This window comes from Methylobacter sp. Wu8 (assembly GCF_036440755.1).
Taxonomy (GTDB): Bacteria; Pseudomonadota; Gammaproteobacteria; order Methylococcales; family Methylomonadaceae; genus Methylobacter_A; species Methylobacter_A tundripaludum_A.
Genome location: NZ_JAZGVT010000056.1, coordinates 19,267 through 39,031 on the forward strand (window position 1 = coordinate 19,267; position 19,765 = coordinate 39,031).

The window sequence follows — 19,765 nt, forward strand, 5'->3', positions numbered from 1 at the left end:
TTGCGAAAGCTTTTATGGGCATCCCTGCACAACAAGCGGCAAAAACTACGCGACCGCTCATGCCTGCGGCGGCCCCAGCCGTCCTGCTTCATTCGTTGGATACCCCTTGTTACATGACTGAACATTATATCAATGCGCTCTAAATCAGTAGCTCAAAACCTCAAAATCCTGCATCGGATGGCTTGGCGCCGACATAGCGCCGCCAAAACATCTTGATCCAAGTATTGAAATCATCCAAATAGGTATAAGCCACCGGGATCACCAACAAGCTCAGAAAAGTTGAGGTCACCAGGCCGCCGATTACGGCGACCGCCATAGGGCTGCGGAAAGATGTATCCGCATTTCCCGCGCCGATCGCAATCGGCAACATGCCGGCTCCCATCGCAATGGTGGTCATCACGATAGGACGGGCGCGTTTCCGGCAGGAGTCCAGCAGCGCGTCCATTCGCGACATGCCATGATCCCGCCGTGCAACAATGGCATACTCGACCAGCAATATGGAGTTTTTGGTGGCAATGCCCATCAGCATAATCAGGCCTATCAGGGATGGCATGGAAAATGCTTTTCCGGTCAATAGCAGCGCGACAAAACCGCCGCCGAAAGAAAGCGGCAACGCCGCCAAGATGGTGATCGGCTGCAAAAACTCTTTGAACAGCAGTACCAGTACGATGAATATGCACAACACGCCGGTGAGCATGGCAAGGCCGAAACTGGCGAAAAGCTCAGACATCATTTCGGCGTCACCGATATTGATCCGCTTTACTCCGGCCGGCAGATTGCGGATGCTCGGCAAGTTTTGTACTGCTGAAGTCACATCCCCTAACGGCAAACCGGATAGCTCAACTTCAAAATTAATATTACGCGAGCGATCATAACGATCGATGACTGCGGGCCCGCTGGAAAGCTCCAGATTGGCCACCTGGCTTACCATCACTGCCCCGGAGCCGGCTTTGCCGGATGGAACTGCAAGCCGTTCCAACACCGACAGATCGGTTCGCCCATCCGCGGACAGTTTCACTACCACCGGCACCTGACGTTGGGCGAGATTAAGCTTGGGCAAAGACCAGTCGTAATCCCCTAACGTGGCGATACGCAGGGTTTCTGCGATAGCCGCGGTGGTGACGCCCAGATCGGCTGCACGGGCAAAATCGGTTCGTACCGCAATTTCCGGCCTTACCAGCGACGCACTGGATGCGATGCTGCCGAGGCCCGGGATGGTCCGAAGATCACGCTCCACGTTACGGGCGGCGGCGCTTAACGCCTGCGGATCGTCGCCGCTGAGCACCAGGACGTATTTCTCGCCCGAGCTGCCCAGCCCCACTTTGGTGCGCACACCGGGCAGGTTTTGCAGCGCCTGCCGGATGTTTTGCTCGATGACTTGCTTAAGCACGGGCCGATCTTGCCGGTTAGCCAGCGTAATTGTCAACGTGGCTTTACGCACTTCACCGCTTTGAGAGCCTGCAAAAGGGTCGCCGCCGGCTGAACCGCTGCCGATGGTGGTGTAAACCGAGTTCACATAAGGTACGTTTGCCACCAGTTGGCGGGCGGCTTCCGCCGAAGCCTGGGTTTGGGCAAGACTGGCGCCGGGAGATAATTCGACGAAAACCTGGGTCTGCGGATTGTCATCCGGCGGTATGAATCCCGTGGGCAGCAATGGAATCAGAAACAATGAGCCGATAAAAAATATCGCAGCCGCCGCTATCGTGGTCAGGCGATGGGTCAAACACCAGGCCGCCAGTTTCATATAGTTTTGCATGATCCGCCCTTCGGCTGGCTCGGAGTGGCCGCTGTCTTTCAACATATAAGCGGCCATCATCGGCGTCAACATCCGCGCCACCACCAGCGAAGCCAAAACGGCCAGCGCCGCCGTCCAGCCGAATTGCTTGAAGAAGCGCCCGGCAATCCCGCTCATGAAAGCCGTGGGTAGGAATACTGCAACCAGGGCGAACGTGGTAGCGACCACCGCCAGACCGATTTCGTCCGCGGCCTCCATCGCGGCCTGATAAGGTGTTTTGCCCATGTGCAAATGGCGCACGATGTTTTCCACTTCGACGATCGCATCATCGACCAGAATGCCGACCACCAACGATAACGCCAACAAGGTGACCCCGTTCAGGGAAAAGCCCAAATAGTCCATGCCTAAAAAGGCCGGGATTATTGATAGCGGCAGGGCGACAGCGGAGATGAAGGTCGCCCGCCAATCCTTTAAAAACAGCCATACGACCAACACGGCGAGCAAGGCGCCTTCGTAAAGCATGGTCATGGAATTCTGGAATTCTTCCTGCACCGGGGTGACAAAATTGAACGCTTCGGTAAATTCTATATCCGGGTTGGACATGCGCAATTCCGCTAACGCTTTTTGCACGCCGGCGCCAACCTCCACGTCGCTGGCGCCGCGGCTGCGAGTGACTTCAAATCCCACCACCGGCTTGCCGTTGAGCAAAGCCAGAGCGCGAGGTTCAGCTACGGTATCGTCAATCGTAGCGACCTGGTCGAGCCGAATGTGGCGGCCGTCCGCTAAAGAAAGTTGCAGCGGACGGAGTTCTTCTACTGAAGCAACGTTGGCCAAGGCACGCACCGGCTGCTCGCCGCTGCCCAGATTGGTGCGTCCGCCGGCGCTTTCTCTTTGTATCGCGCGCAACTGCCGGGAAATATCGGCAGCCGTCGCACCCAGCGATTGCAGCTTGACCGGGTCCAGAGCAATGGTCACTTCCCTGCTGACGCCGCCAACCCGGCTAACCTGGCCCACGCCACGCACACTGAGCAGTTTTTTGGCGACGGTATCCTCGACAAACCAGGACAGCGCTTCATCATCGCGCTGCGTGGAAGCGACCGTAATGGCCAAGATCGGCGAGCTCGCCAGATCCAGTTTGTTGACGACAGGATCGCGAAGATCGCCCGGCAAGTCGGTGCGTACTTTGGTAACGGCGGAGCGTACATCGTCTACCGCTTCCTGTACCGGCTTTTCCAGTCGAAACTCGACAGTAATGGTGACGCTGCCGTCCTGTATTTTGGTCGTGATGTGCTTTAGGCCTTGCAAGGTAGCGATAGCGTTTTCGATTTTACGCGCCACCTCGGTTTCCAGTTGAGCGGGCGAGGCGCCGGGTAATGATGCTGAGACCGTTACCGTGGGCAGATCCAGATCCGGCATGTTCTGAACCTTCATCGCCCGAAAACTTAATAATCCGCCGAAACTCAGCATCACAAACAGCATCATCGCCGGAATGGGGTTACGGATACACCAGGCGGAGACGTTCATGGCTGCACCACTTGCACATTATCGCCATCGGCAAGGAAAGAAGAACCGCCGGCTACCAGACGATCCTCGGGATTGAGTCCCGAAAGTATTTCCAAACTGTCATCGGTTCTTCGGCCCAATTGAACTTTGACCTGGGAGACCTTGACCAGTTCGCCGTTCTGCTCACCCAGTTTGAAGACATAGCTGAAACCTTCCCGCAGGGAAAGTGCAGTCTGAGGCACGGTGAGACCGGCCTTGACGCCTATATCGAATTCACCCCTGGCGAACATTCCCGCGCGCAAGCCGTGCCGGGCGGCGTCGGGCAGATCAACGTAAGCCAGACCGTTGCGGCTCTGGACATCCAGGGTCGGCGCCAGTGAGCGGATCTTGCCATTGATATTACCAACGTTGGGTACCTCGACGCTGACCGTCATGCCCGGTTTGAGCTGCGCCATTTCAGCGGCAGTGACTTCGCCACGCCATTCCAACCGGTTTTGCCGGATCATCCGAAACAATTCCTGCCCCTTTGCAGCGATCGCCCCCAAGGTGGCGCTGCGGGAAGAAATAACGCCGTCGTCGCTGGCTAAAACTTTGGTGTATTTCAGCCGCAACAATTGCGAATCCAGCTGCGCCTTGGCCGACTGCACCTTGGCGTTAGCCGTTTTTTCGCCGGTCAGATATTGGTTCACCTGCTGGCTGCTGAGCGCCCCGGAAGCCGAGATTTGTTGAGCCCGTTCGGCGTTAACGCGGGCATCGGCCAGATTCGCCTCGGCTTCGGCCAGCGCGGCCCGGCTTTGAGCGACATCGGCTAGAACGGTTTCGTCAGAAAAAACCGCCAGTACCTGCCCTTTCTTTACGGCGTCGCCCACCTGCACATTCACTTCAGTCAAGTGCAAGTCGCTTACTTCAGCGCCAATAATGGCCTCCTGCCATGCCGCTATCGAACCGTTGGCGGTCAACGTCATCGGAATATCGCGGATGGACGGCTGAATTACTGTAACGCTAAGTGCGGGCTTGGGCGCGGAAGCTGTATCGTCGGCCGCAGACTGGTTACTGCACCCGGCGATGAAGCCAACGCCGGTCAGTACGCTTAAGACTGCCAGCACAGCGTTTATTTTTCCTTTTATCATGATTTTCCTCCGGTGAAATCGGCTTGATGATTTACGTGATCTGTTTTTTCGGGGTCGCCGCTGTTCGGAGCAGCGGGGCTTGGGCCAACTTTCCGGGCATCCTCATGCTGTTCCCAGCTGCCGCCGGCTGCGCGGTAGAGCGCGATCCAGGCGCTGACCCGCTCCTGCTCTATCTCTTTAAGCGCCATTTCGGCGGACAGCACGTTACGCCTTGATGTTTCGACATCAATCAAATTACCTAAGCCGACTTGGTACAGCTCACGGACAGCCAAAAAATTTGCCCGGTAACCGGTGACGGCGTTGCGGCCTTGGGGTAAGCGTTGGCTGGCGCTATCTAATCGCACCAAGGCTTCTTCCACTTCTTTGACCGCCGTGCGCACCTTGCTGCGAAAGTTGCTTGCGGCAGCCTGGTATTGGGCTCGCGCCGCTTCCACATCGGCAGCCCGCTTGCCGGCATCGAACAGCGGCAAGCTGAGCGTCGGGCCGATCGCCCAGGTTTCCGCGAGCAAAAGCGCCGAGCCGTTAATGCTTTGCAAGGTCGGCGTGATGTTTCCCGACAGGCTCAACTTAGGAAACCGCTTGGCCAGCTCGACGCCGATATTGGCGCTGGCCTCCGCGACATTGCGCTCGGCGGCGGCGATGTCGGGCCGTTGCAGCAGCACTTGGGCAGGCAGGGAATCAATTCTGAACGCCGGCGGACTGGGCAGTTTTGCGACCCGGTCCGGTGCTCCGGTTAATAACTTACGAACCTCTGTTTCTTGTAAGCCGGTCATTGCGACAATACCTTTGATCGAGCGTTCGCATTGCGCTTGTTGTTGCAGCAGCGTTCTATTGCCTTCGGCGGCGCTGGCATTGGCGAGTGCGATGTCGCCCGGCGCACGGAATCCGGCTTTACCTGCGATTTCCGAGAGCCTGGCCGATTCCCGGCGCGACTCGGTGTCGGCCTGCACTATTTGCACTTGGCCTTCGCAATAACGATAAGCCAGATAAGCATTGGCGACTTCTGCCGCTACCGACACGCGGGCGTCGTGCCAAGCTGCATTCTTCGATTCCAGCTGGCTGAGGGCCGCCTGCTCCTGACGCGCCAAGCCGCCGAACAAGTCGATTTCCCAGCTGGATTGCAGTCCGGCCGGGAATTGGTTCCATACGAACGGATCGCTCCCAAAGGACGAAGAGGAACGCTTGGCGCTTATGCTGGAATCTATATTAGGCAATAAGGCGGCATCGGCGCCGACGAGGTTTGCCCTGGCTTTTTCAATGCGTGCGGCGGCATCGGCTACGGAGGCGCTTTCTTGTTCGGCGGCTGCTAAAAAGCGGTTCAGAACCGGATCGTTAAAGCGTTCCCACCACCGGTTAAGATCGGCCGGATCGCCCTGGTGTGCAACGGGCTGGGGAGCTTGCCAGTTGGCCGCCGCTTTCAACGGTTCGGTTTGGTAATCGGGGCCGACCGTGGTCAGCAAACCGCTGGAGCCGCATGCCGGAAGTAGCAACGGCAGCAGGCTCAGGCTGAGTGATTGCAGGTTTTTATGTCTCATATAGCACCCTGTGCGCGACGCCGGGCCTCCCCTTCGATCATCGAAACGGCGTAACCGGCCAGACGTTCGGCCAGGACATCAATTGCGTTGGCGGTGGTCAACAGCTGCGGCGCAATAGCCGAAACAACATCTTGCCCAACATAAAAATGCACGGCCATACCGACGATGGCGAAAGCCAACCGCTGAACATCGGTATCAATCCGCTGCAATCCTAAATGCTTTTTGAGCAGCGAAACCAACACTTCATGTTGCGGTTTAATCTCTGTATCGATTACCTGCTGCCAGGCTCCGGTCGGCTCGATCATTTCCCGGAAGTGCAACTTCATGACCAGCCAAATCTCCTCGCCTTTTTTCAGAGGCTCAAGAAATTCGGTGAAAAATTTGCCTAGCGCTTCGTCCAGCGACAAGCCGACATAAGCCTGGAGCTCAGAATGGCAGGGCGTTTCTCCCATCGGTTCGGTAAATGCCGCTCGATAAAGGCCCGCCTTATCGCCGAAGTAGTAGCGGATGGATGAAATATTGATTTCCGCCGCCTCACAGATTTCCCGTGTGGAGGCGGCCTTATAGCCTTTTTCGGCAAACAGCCGTAGCGCCGACATTACAAGTCTGCTGCGTGCGTCGTGAGTTTCTGTGTCGGGATTTTCGTTAGTGCCCATGCTGCCTCGGGAGTTGCTTGCAAAAAATAAATCAAACGATTGATTGTTACAATATCAATCAATCGTTTGATTGTCAACTCTGCGCAGCATGCGAAGCGCGTATTGGAATAAATTTAGCGGGTCAAAAAAAACGTGCAGGTCATTGGACACGCCTCTCACCCGGTCAATCCATAAACCGTGACCGTTTTAGTTTCGGTTTAACGCGGCGGCGGCATCCTGATCGTTACCGGCCAGATGCGCATCCCGGGGCGGCAATACATCCGCTACAGCTTCCAGGCGCTTCCAGGCCGGTGCGGGTGTTTCGCAATGTTCTTTGGGCACGAATGCCGACTCTTCGACCAGGGCCATTTTGTGGATATAGCGCGGACAGTTTGGGAACATTTCCCGCACCGTTACCCGCAACACCATTTGCGCTTCGGGCCAGTGGTTCATTAAAGGATCGTCCTCCAGTATGAAAACGCTGCCGTTCAATCGAAGCCGGGCTTGCCGCTGAAAGTCGACGAATAACAGGCCGACATGCGGGTTAACTAATACATTACCGGCCGACAGGTACATGCCGCTGCCGTCGTAAAGCGGAAAAGCCAGGGTCTGTTCGTCGATAACCTTGACCAAGCCGACGCTGCCGCCTTTGTAGGAACAATTGGGCCGCCCTTCCCCGTCAACGGTGGCCAAGAAAAACATGTTCTGTTCTTCGATAAACGCCTTGTCTTCCGGGCTGATCTTGTCGCTGACAATCGCCTCGACCAGACGGTCGGCCATAGGCCGGGTTTCAAAACGGTCTTGCAGTTGTCGGCTGCCTTCATGGAAAAATTCACTCATCGCTCCTCCTGGAGTCATTGGTTGGCAAAGATATATCGGGAATGTGGCTTGAACTTCCTTCAATAAGAATAATGGCGGCTTGCTTGGCTTGTCCGGCGGCGCCCGAATGGCGCTTCATCTGCTCCGAGACGATGGCGCCTTCTATCAGCAGGCTTAATTGCAGCGCCAGTGTTTCCGGGGATTTGGAACCGTACTGCCCGGCCAGATCGGCAATATAGCTTCGGAAATGTTCGTAAAACTCGGCGGACACCTGATGCACGGGGTTGCCCTCCAGCGGAAATTCAGCCGCGGCATTGATAAAGGCGCAACCGCGAAATTCGGGAATCGCCATCCATTCGCCGATGACGTCAAAAATCGCCAGTAACTTAGTCTTGGGCGTATCCGCCTTAGCGTCAACCTGGTCGGCAAACCAGACTCGAAAGTCCTCATCCCGCTTGCGCAGAAAGGCAAGCACCAAATCGTCCTTGGACGGGAAATATTTATAGAGACTCATCTTGGTCGTGTTTGCCGCTTTGACAATCGCATCGACGCCGGTCGCACGAATGCCCTGGCTATAAAACAGCTCCGATGCAGCTTGCAGGATTTTTTCCGGCAGAGTTAAGGACATAATGAGAACAGCAGAAAACAGGTTGATTGAGACTATACCGGTCGGTATACTGTCATGTCAATATACTGACCGGTCTATATATTTTTATAACTACAATAAATGAGACAACACGATGGAAATATTATTAATTGGCGCCGTACTGATGATTTTTGCCGTTTTGGCTTCGGCTTGGCTGATGACGTTTGCAAGATGGTTTCCCGTTAAAGGCATTGATGGCGAATTCCTTACGGACTATAAAACCCTGATCAGGGCGCATATCGATTTTGCCTTAATGGCGTTGTTCTGCCTGGGGTTTTACGCGGTCAAGGTGCCGTTATCCGTTACCGCCTGTTGGCTGGTGGTGATCGGCGGCATAAGCAATCCCTGTGTCTTTGTTGTTGCTGCATTTGATCCGAGCTTTTGGGAGAAAACGGCCTGGAGGGTTTACTCGGCTGTCAGCTTTATCGTCACTACGATAGGCTTTGGCTGGATTGGCGTCAGCTTGCTGGATTACGCTTTATAACAGTGTCGGCAGGGAGCACGGGATCGGAATTCCGGCGCTCCCGCAGTATTATTTTGTCCTGAAAATGAAATAGGCCGCACCGATCAGGCAAAAGCCCGCCCACAAATAATCGAGCTTTAACGGTTCTTTCAGATACAAAACCGAGAACGGAACAAATACCGACAAAGCGATCATTTCCTGGAGCACTTTAAGCTGCCCGACATTCATGACCGAATAACCGATTCGGTTGGCGGGTACCTGCAAGGCATATTCAAAAAATGCGATCCCCCAGCTCAGCAGCGCGGCAATAAACCACGGCTTGTTGTTCAGATCTTTCAAATGGGCGTACCATGCAAACGTCATGAAGACATTGCTGCCGCACAGCAGCAGTATGGTTGACAGCGTTACGTTCAAAATTCATGTTCCTGTTCAGATTAATGTGATGATGATTTCGCGTAATAGTTTACCGTTCTTGACGGGGTTGAATCACCTGTTTTTATCCGCGGCGGATTGGTTTCACCCCTTGCATGATATGTTAGTAGACGCCCTGTCGCCGCCAATTCGTGATAGTTTTTTGCTTGGAAATAATGTTAAATAACAGGATGCTTTAAGCATCCAATTACTTATTAAAAACGGGAGAGCAGCTATGAACACAGTTGAAATTGCAGTCGTTATTGTTTTATTGATAGCCGTACTGATTTTCTTAAAAAAACGAAAAAAATGCTCAGCCTGTTCATCAAAAGAAACGCTCGCCGACAAACCTAAAGCTCCAAAGCAGGAAAATCAACACCCGGAAGTTAAATTGGAAAGCAACCCCTTAGTGAGCGCTATACCTACAGCTGTCAATGGGCAAATAACCGATGCGGTGACGGAGCAACAACCCGCAAGTGATGTTGAAGCGAATGCTTTCCCTACCGCTATAAATGATCAAATCACCGATACAGCGCTTGCTTCTGCTTCCCTCGAACCACAACCCGCCAATAAGCCCACTGGCATTAGTGAGCTGCCTGCAAAGCCTGAAGCCGTTAGCCTTCCTGAAGATTCAATACTGAAACGGCATTATATGACCCATTTATGCACGATGATCGAATCGATTGTTCCCCCTCGGCCTACGGAATCCGTCTTGTGCCGTCATTATGATGCGATGGTGGTTACCAGAATAGGACGGTGCTTAAACGATAAAAAAGCCATGGAACAACTGATCCATGATTATGAAAATAAAAAATAACGACTGACAAATTATCTGGGCAAATTTACAAAGCCGGCTTTGCACTCCAGCTTGTTTTTTGGGAGTTGCAAAGCCGGCTTTGCCGCTTAAAAAAACATGATTTGTAGCGTCGCTATTAAAAGTTGATAAACAACGATCCCATAATCAAGTGATGCATGGTGTTATTGGTGTGTGTCGCATCATCCAGATACTGGTTCAGATAACCGGCTTCAGCCCGGAAACTTTCATTAAAGGTCCAACCCAGTCCTGCAAACGCGCGGTTCTGATCGAAACCGGACTGGCCGCCGAATTGGGTTGAATTGACCCTGATGAAAAACTCGTCCCAGGTAATCAGGCTCAAACGCGGCTCGAACGCTAAAGGATGCATGAATCGCAGCATCTGGCGTGGGCGGAAACGAACGTCATTGCCATTTAGGTAGTTGCTTTCGAATAGAGTCCTAAAAGTAAAAGTTCCGACACTGGTGGGCAGGACATAGCGAAACGCCGGCCAGACATCTTGTTGGGAAACATAACTCTTCCCGCTATTTTGTGTAGGCAGCCATGTGTAGCCGGCCCAGACAGTCGCCCGATCACTGAGCGAATAACCCACCGCGGCGCGAACCATACCTTGATTCCAATGATTCCAGTTGTCGTCGAATCGGGATTGGCCTTCCAGCCAGAGTCGCCCTTTTTCCAGTTTGGGATCCACAACTTTCAGGCTGCCCTCGCCCACGATTTGCATCCAGCTGCCGGCATCCTCAAGCAAGTCACCGGCCATAGCGGGCATGCTGACAGAACCCACCATCACGGCGGCGATTCCCCCTAGCTGCATTTTTTTCTTGATCATATCGCTTTCCTACTATGGTTTTGATGGGAGCCTAAAGTCCCAATACTGTCGCCTTGGAATCTCGCCAAAAACAACGTCCGCTCATGTTTCCCACGCGGTGCGCTCATCGCGAAGCTGGAGCTTCGCTAACTGGGTTACCAAGCCAGAGCTTGGGAACCAGCGCAATGCGTTTTTTTTCATTTTTCAACGGTCATCAATCCCAGCAATCCCTTCATCAACGCCACTGGCGTAGGCGGGCAGCCGGGAATCACCGCATCGACCGGAATGACATGGGATACCGCGCCGCAACTGGCGTAAGACACGCCGAATTCGCCGCCGCAGGCCGCGCAATCACCGGCAGCAACCACCCATTTCGGGTTGGGCGTCGCTTCATAAGTGCGCAGCAGGGCGGTTTGCATGTGTCTTGATACCGGCCCGGTGACCAACAGCACGTCGGCGTGTCTTGGCGAGGCGACAAAATGAACGCCGAAACGCTCAATATCGTAAAAGGGATTATTCAGCGCGTGAATCTCCAGTTCGCAGCCGTTACAGGAGCCCGCATCGACCTGCCTTATCGCAATGCTGCCGGAAAACCGCTTGTCTATGTGTCGTTTGATCTGAATGCCCAAAGCCTCCAGCTCGTCCTCGTTCCCATGCTCTGCATGGGAACGCATGCAAATCCGTTCGGTGACAATACCCGTGGTCAGGATTTTTTTAAAAAGTCTCAGCATTTTCCGTTCCTATAGATCATTGCCTGAATAAGAGCCGTTCAGGGATTTGTTGCACACGGGAAAATCCGGCACGATATTATTCAATACCAGCTTTTCCAACGCGGGCCAGTTCAATTGGCTGGGATCGCGCGGATAAAAACGGGCGATTTTATTGTCGGCGTCAAAACGAATGTGGCTGATAATCTCGCCTCGCCAACCCTCGACAATGCCAAGGCCTTCACTGCCCGCCTCAGGCGTTCGCCATTCGCTGCGTAGTTCACCGGTTGCCAGCTTGTCGATAAAGTTTTCTATCAGCCGCAAAGCCGTCCTGATTTCCTTGTACCTAATCCATACTCTGGAGGCAATATCGCCCTGATTTTCCAGTGCGACTTTAACCGTTACCCGATCATAAGGCGCATAAGGCGCATCGCGGCGCACATCCCTATCCTGGCCGCTGGCCCGTCCGACGTAACCCACGGCGCCAAAAGCCGCGGCAATTGCTTCGGACAAAAAACCGGCCGTGTACAGCCGGTCTTCCAGCGATGAATTAAGATCCATAGCCAGTATGACTTCCGTCAGTTCGGTTCTTAGTTCGGCTATTTCCTTCTTGATCAAGCGACAGGATGCATCCGGCAAGTCGCAGTCAACGCCGCCGGGAACGATTCTATCCATCAACAGCCGATGGCCGAACACCGTCGCATTGGTGCGCAGCCAGAGTTCACGCAGACGGGTGAACTGCATTTGCGCGAATACAAAAGCGACATCATTACAGATTGCGCCGATATCGCCCATGTGGTTGGCGACGCGTTCCCGTTCGGCCAGAATGCCGCGTATCAAAGCCGCGCGGGGCGGTATTTCAACGCCCGCCGCCTGTTCCATAGCCATGCAGGCGGCCCAGCAATGTCCGACCGTGGTATCGCCGGAGACGCGTCCGGCGAGCTTGGCTAAAGACTCGGGCGTTCTGCCTTCGGCGATTTTCTCTATGCCTTTATGCACATAACCCAAACGTTCTTCCAAATTCAGGATAAGTTCTCCGACGGCCTGAAACCTGAAATGTCCGGGCTCGATGATGCCTGCATGCACAGGACCTACCGGAATTTCATAAACGCCCGCGCCGTGGGATTTGATGAACGGATAATGCATATCGGGCGGCGTGACGCCTACCGGCGCACCCTGAACAGGAAAGTCTTTCCGTAACGGGTAGTTGTTTTCGATCCAGGCTTGATGCCGCGTCCAACGCCGGTTATCGGGATGTCCGACAAATTTAATCCCGAATAGGTCTTGCGTATGCCGCTCGCTGCGGTTGGCGGCAGGATAGACCGTGGCTTGGCTCGGCAGCTCCGGGTTGGTCTCGTCAATGATCGTGCGCAGCAGCACATACTCGCCTTGTTTTTCAAAACAGCTATTGACGAAGAATTGCTTATCAAGCTGTTCCGCCCATCCGGCGGCCCAACGCAGGTTTTGCTGCTGGGCCAATTCTGCGAATCGCCGCCATGCGCGGCTTTCGATTTGCCACAGCGTAATTGAAGGTACGTCGATACGGTCAACCCTTATGTCGGCACTTAAGCGGCTTAAAAAATCCGCAGTCCAGTTTGAAGAACTCATAACGGCGTGCTCCCGGAGATTAACAGTGTCGCTTGTGAAAACCAGTGCGCCAAGAAGCCGGGGATGGCCAGCCCCAGCCATAGCACCAAGGCCAGATGTATCGTGACCGGCCATAAGTTGGCTGTAATCGGTTTTTGACCTTCGGGGCTGTCGCCGTAAACCATCGGCTGTATATGCCTGAACAGTCCGGCAAAGGCGATGCCGATACCCAGCAACAGCAACGGCGCCAACCAGGGATAACTGTGCATGGTCGCCAGCAGCACCAGAAACTCGCTGGTAAACACGCCGAACGGCGGAAATCCGGCAATCGAAATAGTGCCTATCAACAGCCCCCAACCGATCTTGGGCTGGGTTTTAATCAAGCCGCGGATCTGTTCTATACGCTGGGTTCCGGCAAGCTGCGCCGCATGGCCTACCGTCACAAAGATGGCCGACTTGGTCAGCGAATGCACGGTCATGTGCAGCAACGCGGCAAACGTGGCCAAGGGGCCGCCGATGCCGAACGCAAACGTCATCAGCCCCATGTGCTCGATGGACGAGTAACTGAACAATCGTTTAATATCTTTCTGCCGGTGCAGCAGTATCGCGGCCACCAGAAACGACAGCATGCCGAAGCCCATCATCAGATAACCCGCCATACTGGAATGCGCCGCACCATCCACCAGCATTTTATTGCGCACCACGGCGTACAGGGCGTCGTTTAACAGTAATCCCGATAACACAGCAGACATCGGCGTCGGGCCTTCGGAATGGGCATCGGGCAACCAGTTATGCAAAGGTACCAAACCGATTTTTGTACCGTAACCGATCAGCAAGAAAACGAAGGCGATTTCAAGAATTTCCGGGTTTAATTTATCGGCGTTTTCGTAAAGCACCGACCACAGCAAGGCGTTTTCCCCGTCGCCGATCTGCACCGCCGCGTAATACAGCAAGATGGTGCCGAACAGGGCTTGGGCAATGCCCACGCCGCAGAGAATAAAGTACTTCCACGCCGCCTCGATAGACTCCGGCGTGCGGTACAAACTGACCAGCAACACGGTTGCCAGCGTTGCGCCTTCCATCGCCACCCACATGATGCCCATGTTATTGGTCGTCAACACCAGATACATGGCCAGCATAAAACCCTGGAACATCGAGTGGTACAGTTTCAAGCGGTTGTCGGTGAGCTTGCCGATTTCCTTTTCATGCGCCATATAGGGCGAGGAAAATATCGACGTGGTGAAGCCGACAAAAGCCGTCAGCACAATCAGATACACATTAAACGGATCGATTAAAAAAGCCTTGCCGGATGAAACAATCGTGCCTTGATTGAGCACGTTGATTGCCAACCAGACAGTCGCCAGTAAACAGACGCCGTTGAACCGGACATTGAGCTTGCCGCTGTCCGCCCTGTGTCCTGCCAGCGCGAAATAGAATATGCCGACCAAGGGTATCAGTAAGACCAAATAAGCGGCGATCATTTATCCACCTCGTTTAACTTGTTTAACAGATCGACATCCAGCGAGTCGATACTGGTGCGTATATGCAGGAAAAAAATACCGAACAGCACCGCAGCAACCAATACGTCGAATGCAACGCCCAGCTCAACGACCATCGGCATGCCGTTGGTGGCGACGATGGCCGCGAAAAACAAACCGTTTTCTATCGACATAAAGCCGACCACATGAGCGATAGCCTGCCGGTGTGAAATCATCAGCAACATGCCCAGCAGCATGACCGAAAGACTGACCGCCAACGCATTCAGCATGACGACCGATGAGGATTGCACAACAGGATGCAGCACGTAATAACTGAACACCATCAAACTGGCTCCGCCCATCATCACGGCGGTGTTGTTTTTTAAGGCTTCAATATCGCGATGCATATTCATTTGCAAAACCTGCCGTCTTAACATCCACGGGATAAAAATCACTTTCAGCACCAGAGTCAGCACTGCGGAAATATACAGATGATGGTTATTCAGGCTGTATGCCGCCACCGCCGTGGTCAGGGTTAATAAAAAGCCCTGCAACGCAAACACAAAGATCAGCCGCAGTAACCTTCCCTGCCCTAGCATAAGGAATGATGTCAGCCCGACCAATGCGGCCATGGATAGAATGGCCTGGGTATAAAAATCCAATTGTTCGATATTCATGAGTAAGATTCCAAAAAGGCGAAGGGCAAAGGACGAAAGGCTAAAGGCCGGATTTGATGCTCGGTTTTCGCCTTTCGTCCTTTGCCTTTTGCCTTCTTCATCGCGCCGCCTCCAAAATGATGTGGCTCAACATCCCCAATAACCCCAACAAATAAGCGAAACTCAAATATTCCTGCACCCGGAACAAACGCATTTTTGCAAACAGCGTCTCCGCTATCGCCAGGAATATCGACAACACCGCAAGCTTAGCGATGATAGCCAGCAGGCCGTAGCCTAAGGCTTGAGCGCCCAGGGTATCGGCGATGCCCCAGGGGAGAAAGATATTGGCGATCAGTACGCCGTACAGCATCAGCTTCAACTGACTCGCCCACTCGATCAGCGCCAGATGACGGCCGCTGTATTCGAGAATCATCGCTTCATGAATCATGGTCAGCTCCAGATGCGTCGCCGGATTATCCACCGGAATGCGCCCGGTTTCAGCGACGGCGACCAGTGTCAGGGCCGCTAACGCGAATACAAACGAAGGCCGCAAAACCAAGCCTTCATTGAGTACATGGCTGATAGCGAACGATAAATTGGTCGTTGAGGCGGTCATGGTCAGTGTAAAAACAGCCATCAACATCGCAGGTTCCGCCAGCGATGAGATGGTCATTTCCCGCGAAGAACCCATACCGCCGAATGCGGTGCCGACGTCGAGGCCCGCCAGCGCCAGGAAAAACCGGGCGAACGCGAAAAAACCCACCATCACAATCACATCGGCGCTGGCCGAAGTCGGCAAATCGACCGCAATCAGCGGCACAACCGTAGCCGCCAGCACGGTTGCCGAAAAGATAATGTACGGCGCTTTGATAAACAGCCATGAGGCCTGTTCCGAGACTACCGGCTGTTTATTGGTTAATTTAATTAAGTCCCGGTAAGGCTGGAATAAAGACGGCGCTTTACGGTTTTGCAACCGGCATTTGCAGCACTTGACCCACCCCGCCAATAACGGTGCCAGCGCGACAAACAGCGTGGTTTGTAAAATAGCGATTAACCAGTTCATCAGCTGATCACCCATAACATAATAATTAAGGTCACAAACGAATAACCCAGATAAACCCGGATATTTCCGGTTTGAATGCGCCCGACCAGTTTGGCTAAACGGTTTACCGCGTGTTCAATCGGTTCATACAAACGCGGCCAACTATGATCCTGAACCTCCAAGTGATAATGAACCGCCGCCACATCCTGGTTCATCGCGCCTTGCATGTCTTTTTCTATCCGTTCGTCAATAATCCAGACGCTGCGGAAAATACGCCGGAACGGCATCGTAAAAGCGCTGCTGGTGTATTGCATTTTCGATGTCAAACCGCCAAAACCGCAATCCCAGGTTTCGGCGGTACGCAACGCCGTTGCGGGATTGCGCCGCAAGTACCAAAAACTGATGCAGCCGGCAATCAGCGCACCGATCAAAACCAAAGGCGGGGCGTAAGACGCTTGCTGACTGGAAACCGGCGCCAGCCACAACCAGCTTAAAGCCGCATCATTCGGCAGGGTTTCGCCTAACAATTGCCCGGCGACATTATTGCTCAGGCCGATAATCAAGCCGGGGAAAATGCCGAACAAAAAACACAAACCGGCCAGCAGAGAAGGCCCGGCCAGCATGCCTTTATCCTGAATCTCGTGCGCTTTCTCACAATGCTGCGAACGGGGCAGTCCCAAGAAGATCAAGCCAAATACCTTGACAAAACAGGCGGCCGCCAATGCCGCGGTCAGCGCTAATGCCGCGGCGGCGACCGGTATCAAGCTGCGCAACACGCCGTTGTCGAGCACATCGACCTGCAATGCGGTCTGAAAAGCCAGCCATTCCGAAACAAAACCGTTGAACAAAGGTAATGACGAAATACTCATACAGCCGATCAAAAACAGCATGCTGGTTTTCGGCATCTTGTTAATCAGCCCGCCCATCATGTCGATGTTTAGCTGATGGGTTTGATGGTGAATAATGCCCGCGCCCAGAAACAGCAGATTCTTGAACAGCGCATGATTGAAGGCATGAAGCAACGCCGCCAAAAAACCCAGAGCCGCCAGTTGCGGATGGCCGTTGGCCATGAAGATCATCGACAGTCCCAGCACCATAAAAATAATGCCGATGTTTTCGACCGAACTGTAGGCCAAAAGCCGTTTTAAATTGGGTTGCATCATCGCGTACAAGATGCCGCCCAGCGCCGATACGGCGCCCAATACCAACAACACCACGCCCCATTGCCAATGCACCTCGCCGAGTAAATCGAAGCAAAAACGGATCAGCCCGTAGACTGCGACTTTAAGCATCACTCCGCTCATCAACGCGGAAATATGAGAAGGCGCAACCGGATGCGCTTCCGGCAACCAGACATGCACCGGGACAATCCCGGCTTTCATGCCGAATCCCAGCAGCGCCAGCATAAAGGCGATGCCGGCCCAGGTTGTCGACAGCTTCGCCTCGCGCAAAGCGTCGAAGGTAAAGCCGTCGGAAAAAGCGGCCAGTACGCCAAAGCCCAGAATAATGGCCAGGGCGCCGACTTCCGCCATCAATAAATAGATAAAAGCGGCGCGGCGATTGGCCGGATTTTCATGTTGGAACGCGACCAGGAAATAACTGGCGACCGACATCAACTCCCAGGCGATCATGAAAAAGAACGCATCATCGGCCAGCAGCACCAGCAACATCCCGGCAACAAACAGTCCGGTAAATAAGCCCAGAACCGCAAAAGGATGTCGGTTTTCGTCGTAACTGTTCGCGTAGCCGGGCCCGTAAAGGCTGACTGCGCTCACAGCGATACCGATAATTAGAAAGAAGAAGCCGGACAAACTGTCAAAACGCACATGCCAGGGCAGCCAGGGCAACCCCAAACTGATCCGGTCGGTAATAACCGTTTTGCCGATCAGTACACCCAACCCGGCCAATACCGCGAACACACCGGACAAACCCAGTAAAACAAACACCGAGAGTCTTAGAAAAGGCGGAAAACGCTGTTCTTCAAGATTTTTACCAAGCCAATCCGGGCCATGCCCGGCTTTAAAGAATGTCTTAACAGCGTACCGGTTTACGGCTAACAGCATGTCCCGCCGATTCATCAGCAACGCCAGCAAGCCGGACGCAAAGCTTAACAGTACCGCACAATAAGCGGATATAAGGATCATAAAATTCTCACTCTCCAAAGGCCGGGTTACGACAACCCAACCGAAATCTACAATTGTTTTCTATCATCAGGAGTCATCAGTCTCGCTGCGAGCGCATGGTCTGAAAACGTTTCCAAGGCTTTGCCGACTTTCCTGCATTGGCCGCCCTGAGCCTCATAGTTCCGCTTGAAGTCATGGATAAACTCCATAACGGTATGATCGATCATGTAGCCGTCTGTAAAATCGAAAATAATCGTTTTGCCTTTTTCCAACTGGTTCAGCGCTTTTTTCAGCGGCAGGAAATTCGAAAACAGCGCCGAACCCAATAGCTTGATAACCAGCGTATCGTTATCTTGTCGCTGGACAGTAAAGTGAATCTTGAACAAGTTGTTGGGCCAAACGCCCCTGACCAGATTAATCGCAAGTTTTACAACAATTCCCAAAGCGACGCCGACCAGCAAGTCTGTCGCCAATACGCCGATAATCGTGACCACAAATATAAACAATTGTTCCTTGCCGACCTCTTTTACCCGGTAAAAGGTTTCAGGCGAAGCCAAACGATAGCCGGTGTAAACCAGCAATGCGGCCAAAGAGGCTAACGGAATGCTGTTGATAAGGCCTGGAAACAGAACCACAAACACCAACAAGAACAAGCCGTGAAAGAAATTGGACCACGTTGTTTTGGCGCCGTTATTGACATTCTCCGAACTGCGCACAATTTCGGCGATCATCGGCAAGCCGCCAATGAAACCGGCAACGATATTACCCAGCCCGACTGCCGTTAAATCGCGGTCAAGATCGGAAGAGCGCTTGCAAGGATCGAGCTTGTCTATCGCCGTCGTGCTCAGCAAGCTTTCAAGACTGCCGACTAGGCTGATGCTGAACACGGCTTCCCAAAAAGCTAGGCTGAACAGCTTGGAAAAATCGGGAAAATAAAAGTCGGCCGAAAAGTCTTCGGAAATAGACACCAGGAATTTCGATTCGCCGGCAGCCGCATCCTGAGCCAGGTTAAAATGCCAGGCAAATACGACCCCCACCAGCACGACAATGATCGGAGCGGGAATCTTGCTGCCGATGAACGGCCAAATAACGAGTACGAGTAAACCCAAGAAGCTGATCAGGCCGATTTCCGCATTCATGCCAAGCAGACTGTGCGGAATCTGCGCGATAACCGAAAACAGGTTGCCGGACTCCGGCGTTACGCCGAGCATGACGTGGGTTTGCGTGGCGATGATAATAATGCCGATCGCCGCCAACATGCCATGCACCACCGAGGTGGGGAAAAATGAGCTGAGTTGTCCCAATTTAAACACCCCCATCAGAACCTGTAAAACGCTGGCCACCACAATCGCCGCCAGGGTGTAACGGTAACCGGCCATCGCATCGCCTTCGCCCAGCGCCTGCACCGCCGCCAACACCACCACGATCAAGCCGGCTGCCGGGCCGTTGATGGTCAGGTAGGAGCCGCTGATACGCGATACCAAGACCCCGCCGATAATCGCCGTGATAATGCCGGCCGACGGCGGAAAACCGGAAGCTACGGATATGCCCAGGCACAGCGGCAAGGCGATCAGAAAGACCAGGAATCCTGATTGTAAATCGCCAAGCCAGTTTTCTTTTAAGCCCGCCAAGCCGGTTTTAGGTGCAGCCGGTAGGGATGATTCATTCATAAA

At 53.7% G+C, this 19,765-nt stretch carries 17 protein-coding genes; 2 read left to right on the forward strand and 15 right to left on the reverse strand.

Annotated elements, in window-relative coordinates; translation table 11 throughout:
- Window positions 1–160 precede the first annotated feature (160 nt).
- The 6 genes from V3O24_RS07780 to V3O24_RS07805 all read right to left on the reverse strand — a co-directional run bounded on the left by V3O24_RS07780 (window position 161) and on the right by V3O24_RS07805 (window position 7,985).
- Window positions 161–3,259 (reverse strand): efflux RND transporter permease subunit, encoded by a 3,099-nt coding sequence (locus V3O24_RS07780; protein WP_331306815.1) that lies wholly within the window; start codon window positions 3,257–3,259, stop codon window positions 161–163.
- A complete protein-coding gene (locus V3O24_RS07785; RefSeq protein ID WP_104423305.1) occupies window positions 3,256–4,368 on the reverse strand; it encodes an efflux RND transporter periplasmic adaptor subunit in 1,113 nt (370 codons plus the stop codon). Before V3O24_RS07785 ends, V3O24_RS07780 begins: the two co-directional genes overlap by 4 nt.
- Window positions 4,365–5,903, reverse strand: a complete 1,539-nt coding sequence (locus V3O24_RS07790; protein ID WP_331306816.1) for an efflux transporter outer membrane subunit — start codon at window positions 5,901–5,903, stop codon at window positions 4,365–4,367. Before V3O24_RS07790 ends, V3O24_RS07785 begins: the two co-directional genes overlap by 4 nt.
- On the reverse strand, window positions 5,900–6,559 hold the full coding sequence (locus tag V3O24_RS07795; protein WP_331306817.1) for a CerR family C-terminal domain-containing protein: 660 nt from the start codon (window positions 6,557–6,559) through the stop codon (window positions 5,900–5,902). The genes V3O24_RS07790 and V3O24_RS07795 overlap by 4 nt, the downstream gene beginning before the upstream one ends.
- A gap of 186 nt (window positions 6,560–6,745) precedes the next feature.
- Window positions 6,746–7,378, reverse strand: a complete 633-nt coding sequence (locus V3O24_RS07800; RefSeq protein WP_331306818.1) for a pyridoxamine 5'-phosphate oxidase family protein — start codon at window positions 7,376–7,378, stop codon at window positions 6,746–6,748.
- Entirely contained in the window at window positions 7,371–7,985 is a 615-nt protein-coding gene (locus V3O24_RS07805) for a TetR/AcrR family transcriptional regulator (RefSeq protein WP_331306819.1), read from the reverse strand. The genes V3O24_RS07800 and V3O24_RS07805 overlap by 8 nt, the downstream gene beginning before the upstream one ends.
- Window positions 7,986–8,097: 112 nt before the next feature.
- Here V3O24_RS07805 and V3O24_RS07810 point away from each other — a divergent pair, with 112 nt between their 5' ends.
- Entirely contained in the window at window positions 8,098–8,487 is a 390-nt protein-coding gene (locus V3O24_RS07810; RefSeq protein WP_331306820.1) for a hypothetical protein, read from the forward strand.
- Between the two features lie 48 nt (window positions 8,488–8,535).
- Here V3O24_RS07810 and V3O24_RS07815 read toward each other — a convergent pair whose 3' ends face one another.
- Window positions 8,536–8,880 carry a DMT family protein gene (locus V3O24_RS07815; protein WP_331306821.1) on the reverse strand — a complete coding sequence of 115 codons (345 nt, stop codon included), beginning with the start codon at window positions 8,878–8,880 and terminating at the stop codon, window positions 8,536–8,538.
- Window positions 8,881–9,112: 232 nt separating this feature from the next.
- On the opposite strand from V3O24_RS07815, the gene V3O24_RS07820 reads away from it, so the two are divergent.
- Window positions 9,113–9,694 carry a hypothetical protein gene (locus V3O24_RS07820; RefSeq protein ID WP_331306822.1) on the forward strand — a complete coding sequence of 194 codons (582 nt, stop codon included), beginning with the start codon at window positions 9,113–9,115 and terminating at the stop codon, window positions 9,692–9,694.
- A gap of 115 nt (window positions 9,695–9,809) precedes the next feature.
- Here V3O24_RS07820 and V3O24_RS07825 read toward each other — a convergent pair whose 3' ends face one another.
- The 8 genes from V3O24_RS07825 to V3O24_RS07860 form a co-directional block, all read right to left on the reverse strand.
- Complete coding sequence (locus V3O24_RS07825) at window positions 9,810–10,520, reverse strand: DUF2490 domain-containing protein (RefSeq protein ID WP_331306823.1); 711 nt, start codon at window positions 10,518–10,520, stop codon at window positions 9,810–9,812.
- A 176-nt stretch (window positions 10,521–10,696) separates the two neighbouring features.
- Window positions 10,697–11,230, reverse strand: a complete 534-nt coding sequence (gene nuoB / locus V3O24_RS07830; protein ID WP_331306824.1) for an NADH-quinone oxidoreductase subunit NuoB — start codon at window positions 11,228–11,230, stop codon at window positions 10,697–10,699.
- Window positions 11,231–11,239: 9 nt separating this feature from the next.
- A complete protein-coding gene (locus V3O24_RS07835) occupies window positions 11,240–12,814 on the reverse strand; it encodes an NADH-quinone oxidoreductase subunit C (RefSeq protein ID WP_331306825.1) in 1,575 nt (524 codons plus the stop codon).
- Complete coding sequence (locus V3O24_RS07840; protein ID WP_331306826.1) at window positions 12,811–14,274, reverse strand: hydrogenase 4 subunit F; 1,464 nt, start codon at window positions 14,272–14,274, stop codon at window positions 12,811–12,813. The genes V3O24_RS07835 and V3O24_RS07840 overlap by 4 nt, the downstream gene beginning before the upstream one ends.
- Window positions 14,271–14,948, reverse strand: a complete 678-nt coding sequence (locus tag V3O24_RS07845) for a formate hydrogenlyase (protein WP_331306827.1) — start codon at window positions 14,946–14,948, stop codon at window positions 14,271–14,273. The genes V3O24_RS07840 and V3O24_RS07845 overlap by 4 nt, the downstream gene beginning before the upstream one ends.
- A 97-nt stretch (window positions 14,949–15,045) precedes the next feature.
- Window positions 15,046–15,990: an NADH-quinone oxidoreductase subunit H gene (locus V3O24_RS07850; protein ID WP_331306828.1), complete on the reverse strand. Its 945-nt coding sequence runs from the start codon at window positions 15,988–15,990 to the stop codon at window positions 15,046–15,048.
- Window positions 15,990–18,113 (reverse strand): hydrogenase 4 subunit B, encoded by a 2,124-nt coding sequence (gene hyfB, locus V3O24_RS07855; protein ID WP_331306829.1) that lies wholly within the window; start codon window positions 18,111–18,113, stop codon window positions 15,990–15,992. The genes V3O24_RS07850 and hyfB overlap by 1 nt, the downstream gene beginning before the upstream one ends.
- Window positions 18,114–18,160: 47 nt before the next feature.
- Complete coding sequence (locus tag V3O24_RS07860) at window positions 18,161–19,762, reverse strand: SulP family inorganic anion transporter (RefSeq protein ID WP_331306830.1); 1,602 nt, start codon at window positions 19,760–19,762, stop codon at window positions 18,161–18,163.
- Between the last annotated feature and the right edge of the window lie 3 nt (window positions 19,763–19,765).

Excerpts from the sequence above, each read along its gene's own strand:
- V3O24_RS07780 (WP_331306815.1), bottom strand. The coding sequence starts at position 3,259 with ATGAACGTCTCCGCCTGGTGTATCCGTAACCCCATTCCGGCGATGATG.
- V3O24_RS07785 (WP_104423305.1), bottom strand. The coding sequence starts at position 4,368 with ATGATAAAAGGAAAAATAAACGCTGTGCTGGCAGTCTTAAGCGTACTG.
- V3O24_RS07790 (WP_331306816.1), bottom strand. The coding sequence starts at position 5,903 with ATGAGACATAAAAACCTGCAATCACTCAGCCTGAGCCTGCTGCCGTTG.
- V3O24_RS07795 (WP_331306817.1), bottom strand. The coding sequence starts at position 6,559 with ATGGGCACTAACGAAAATCCCGACACAGAAACTCACGACGCACGCAGC.
- V3O24_RS07800 (WP_331306818.1), bottom strand. The coding sequence starts at position 7,378 with ATGAGTGAATTTTTCCATGAAGGCAGCCGACAACTGCAAGACCGTTTT.
- V3O24_RS07805 (WP_331306819.1), bottom strand. The coding sequence starts at position 7,985 with ATGTCCTTAACTCTGCCGGAAAAAATCCTGCAAGCTGCATCGGAGCTG.
- V3O24_RS07810 (WP_331306820.1), top strand. The coding sequence starts at position 8,098 with ATGGAAATATTATTAATTGGCGCCGTACTGATGATTTTTGCCGTTTTG.
- V3O24_RS07820 (WP_331306822.1), top strand. The coding sequence starts at position 9,113 with ATGAACACAGTTGAAATTGCAGTCGTTATTGTTTTATTGATAGCCGTA.
- V3O24_RS07825 (WP_331306823.1), bottom strand. The coding sequence starts at position 10,520 with ATGATCAAGAAAAAAATGCAGCTAGGGGGAATCGCCGCCGTGATGGTG.
- nuoB (WP_331306824.1), bottom strand. The coding sequence starts at position 11,230 with ATGCTGAGACTTTTTAAAAAAATCCTGACCACGGGTATTGTCACCGAA.
- V3O24_RS07835 (WP_331306825.1), bottom strand. The coding sequence starts at position 12,814 with ATGAGTTCTTCAAACTGGACTGCGGATTTTTTAAGCCGCTTAAGTGCC.
- V3O24_RS07840 (WP_331306826.1), bottom strand. The coding sequence starts at position 14,274 with ATGATCGCCGCTTATTTGGTCTTACTGATACCCTTGGTCGGCATATTC.
- V3O24_RS07845 (WP_331306827.1), bottom strand. The coding sequence starts at position 14,948 with ATGAATATCGAACAATTGGATTTTTATACCCAGGCCATTCTATCCATG.
- V3O24_RS07850 (WP_331306828.1), bottom strand. The coding sequence starts at position 15,990 with ATGAACTGGTTAATCGCTATTTTACAAACCACGCTGTTTGTCGCGCTG.
- hyfB (WP_331306829.1), bottom strand. The coding sequence starts at position 18,113 with ATGATCCTTATATCCGCTTATTGTGCGGTACTGTTAAGCTTTGCGTCC.
- V3O24_RS07860 (WP_331306830.1), bottom strand. The coding sequence starts at position 19,762 with ATGAATGAATCATCCCTACCGGCTGCACCTAAAACCGGCTTGGCGGGC.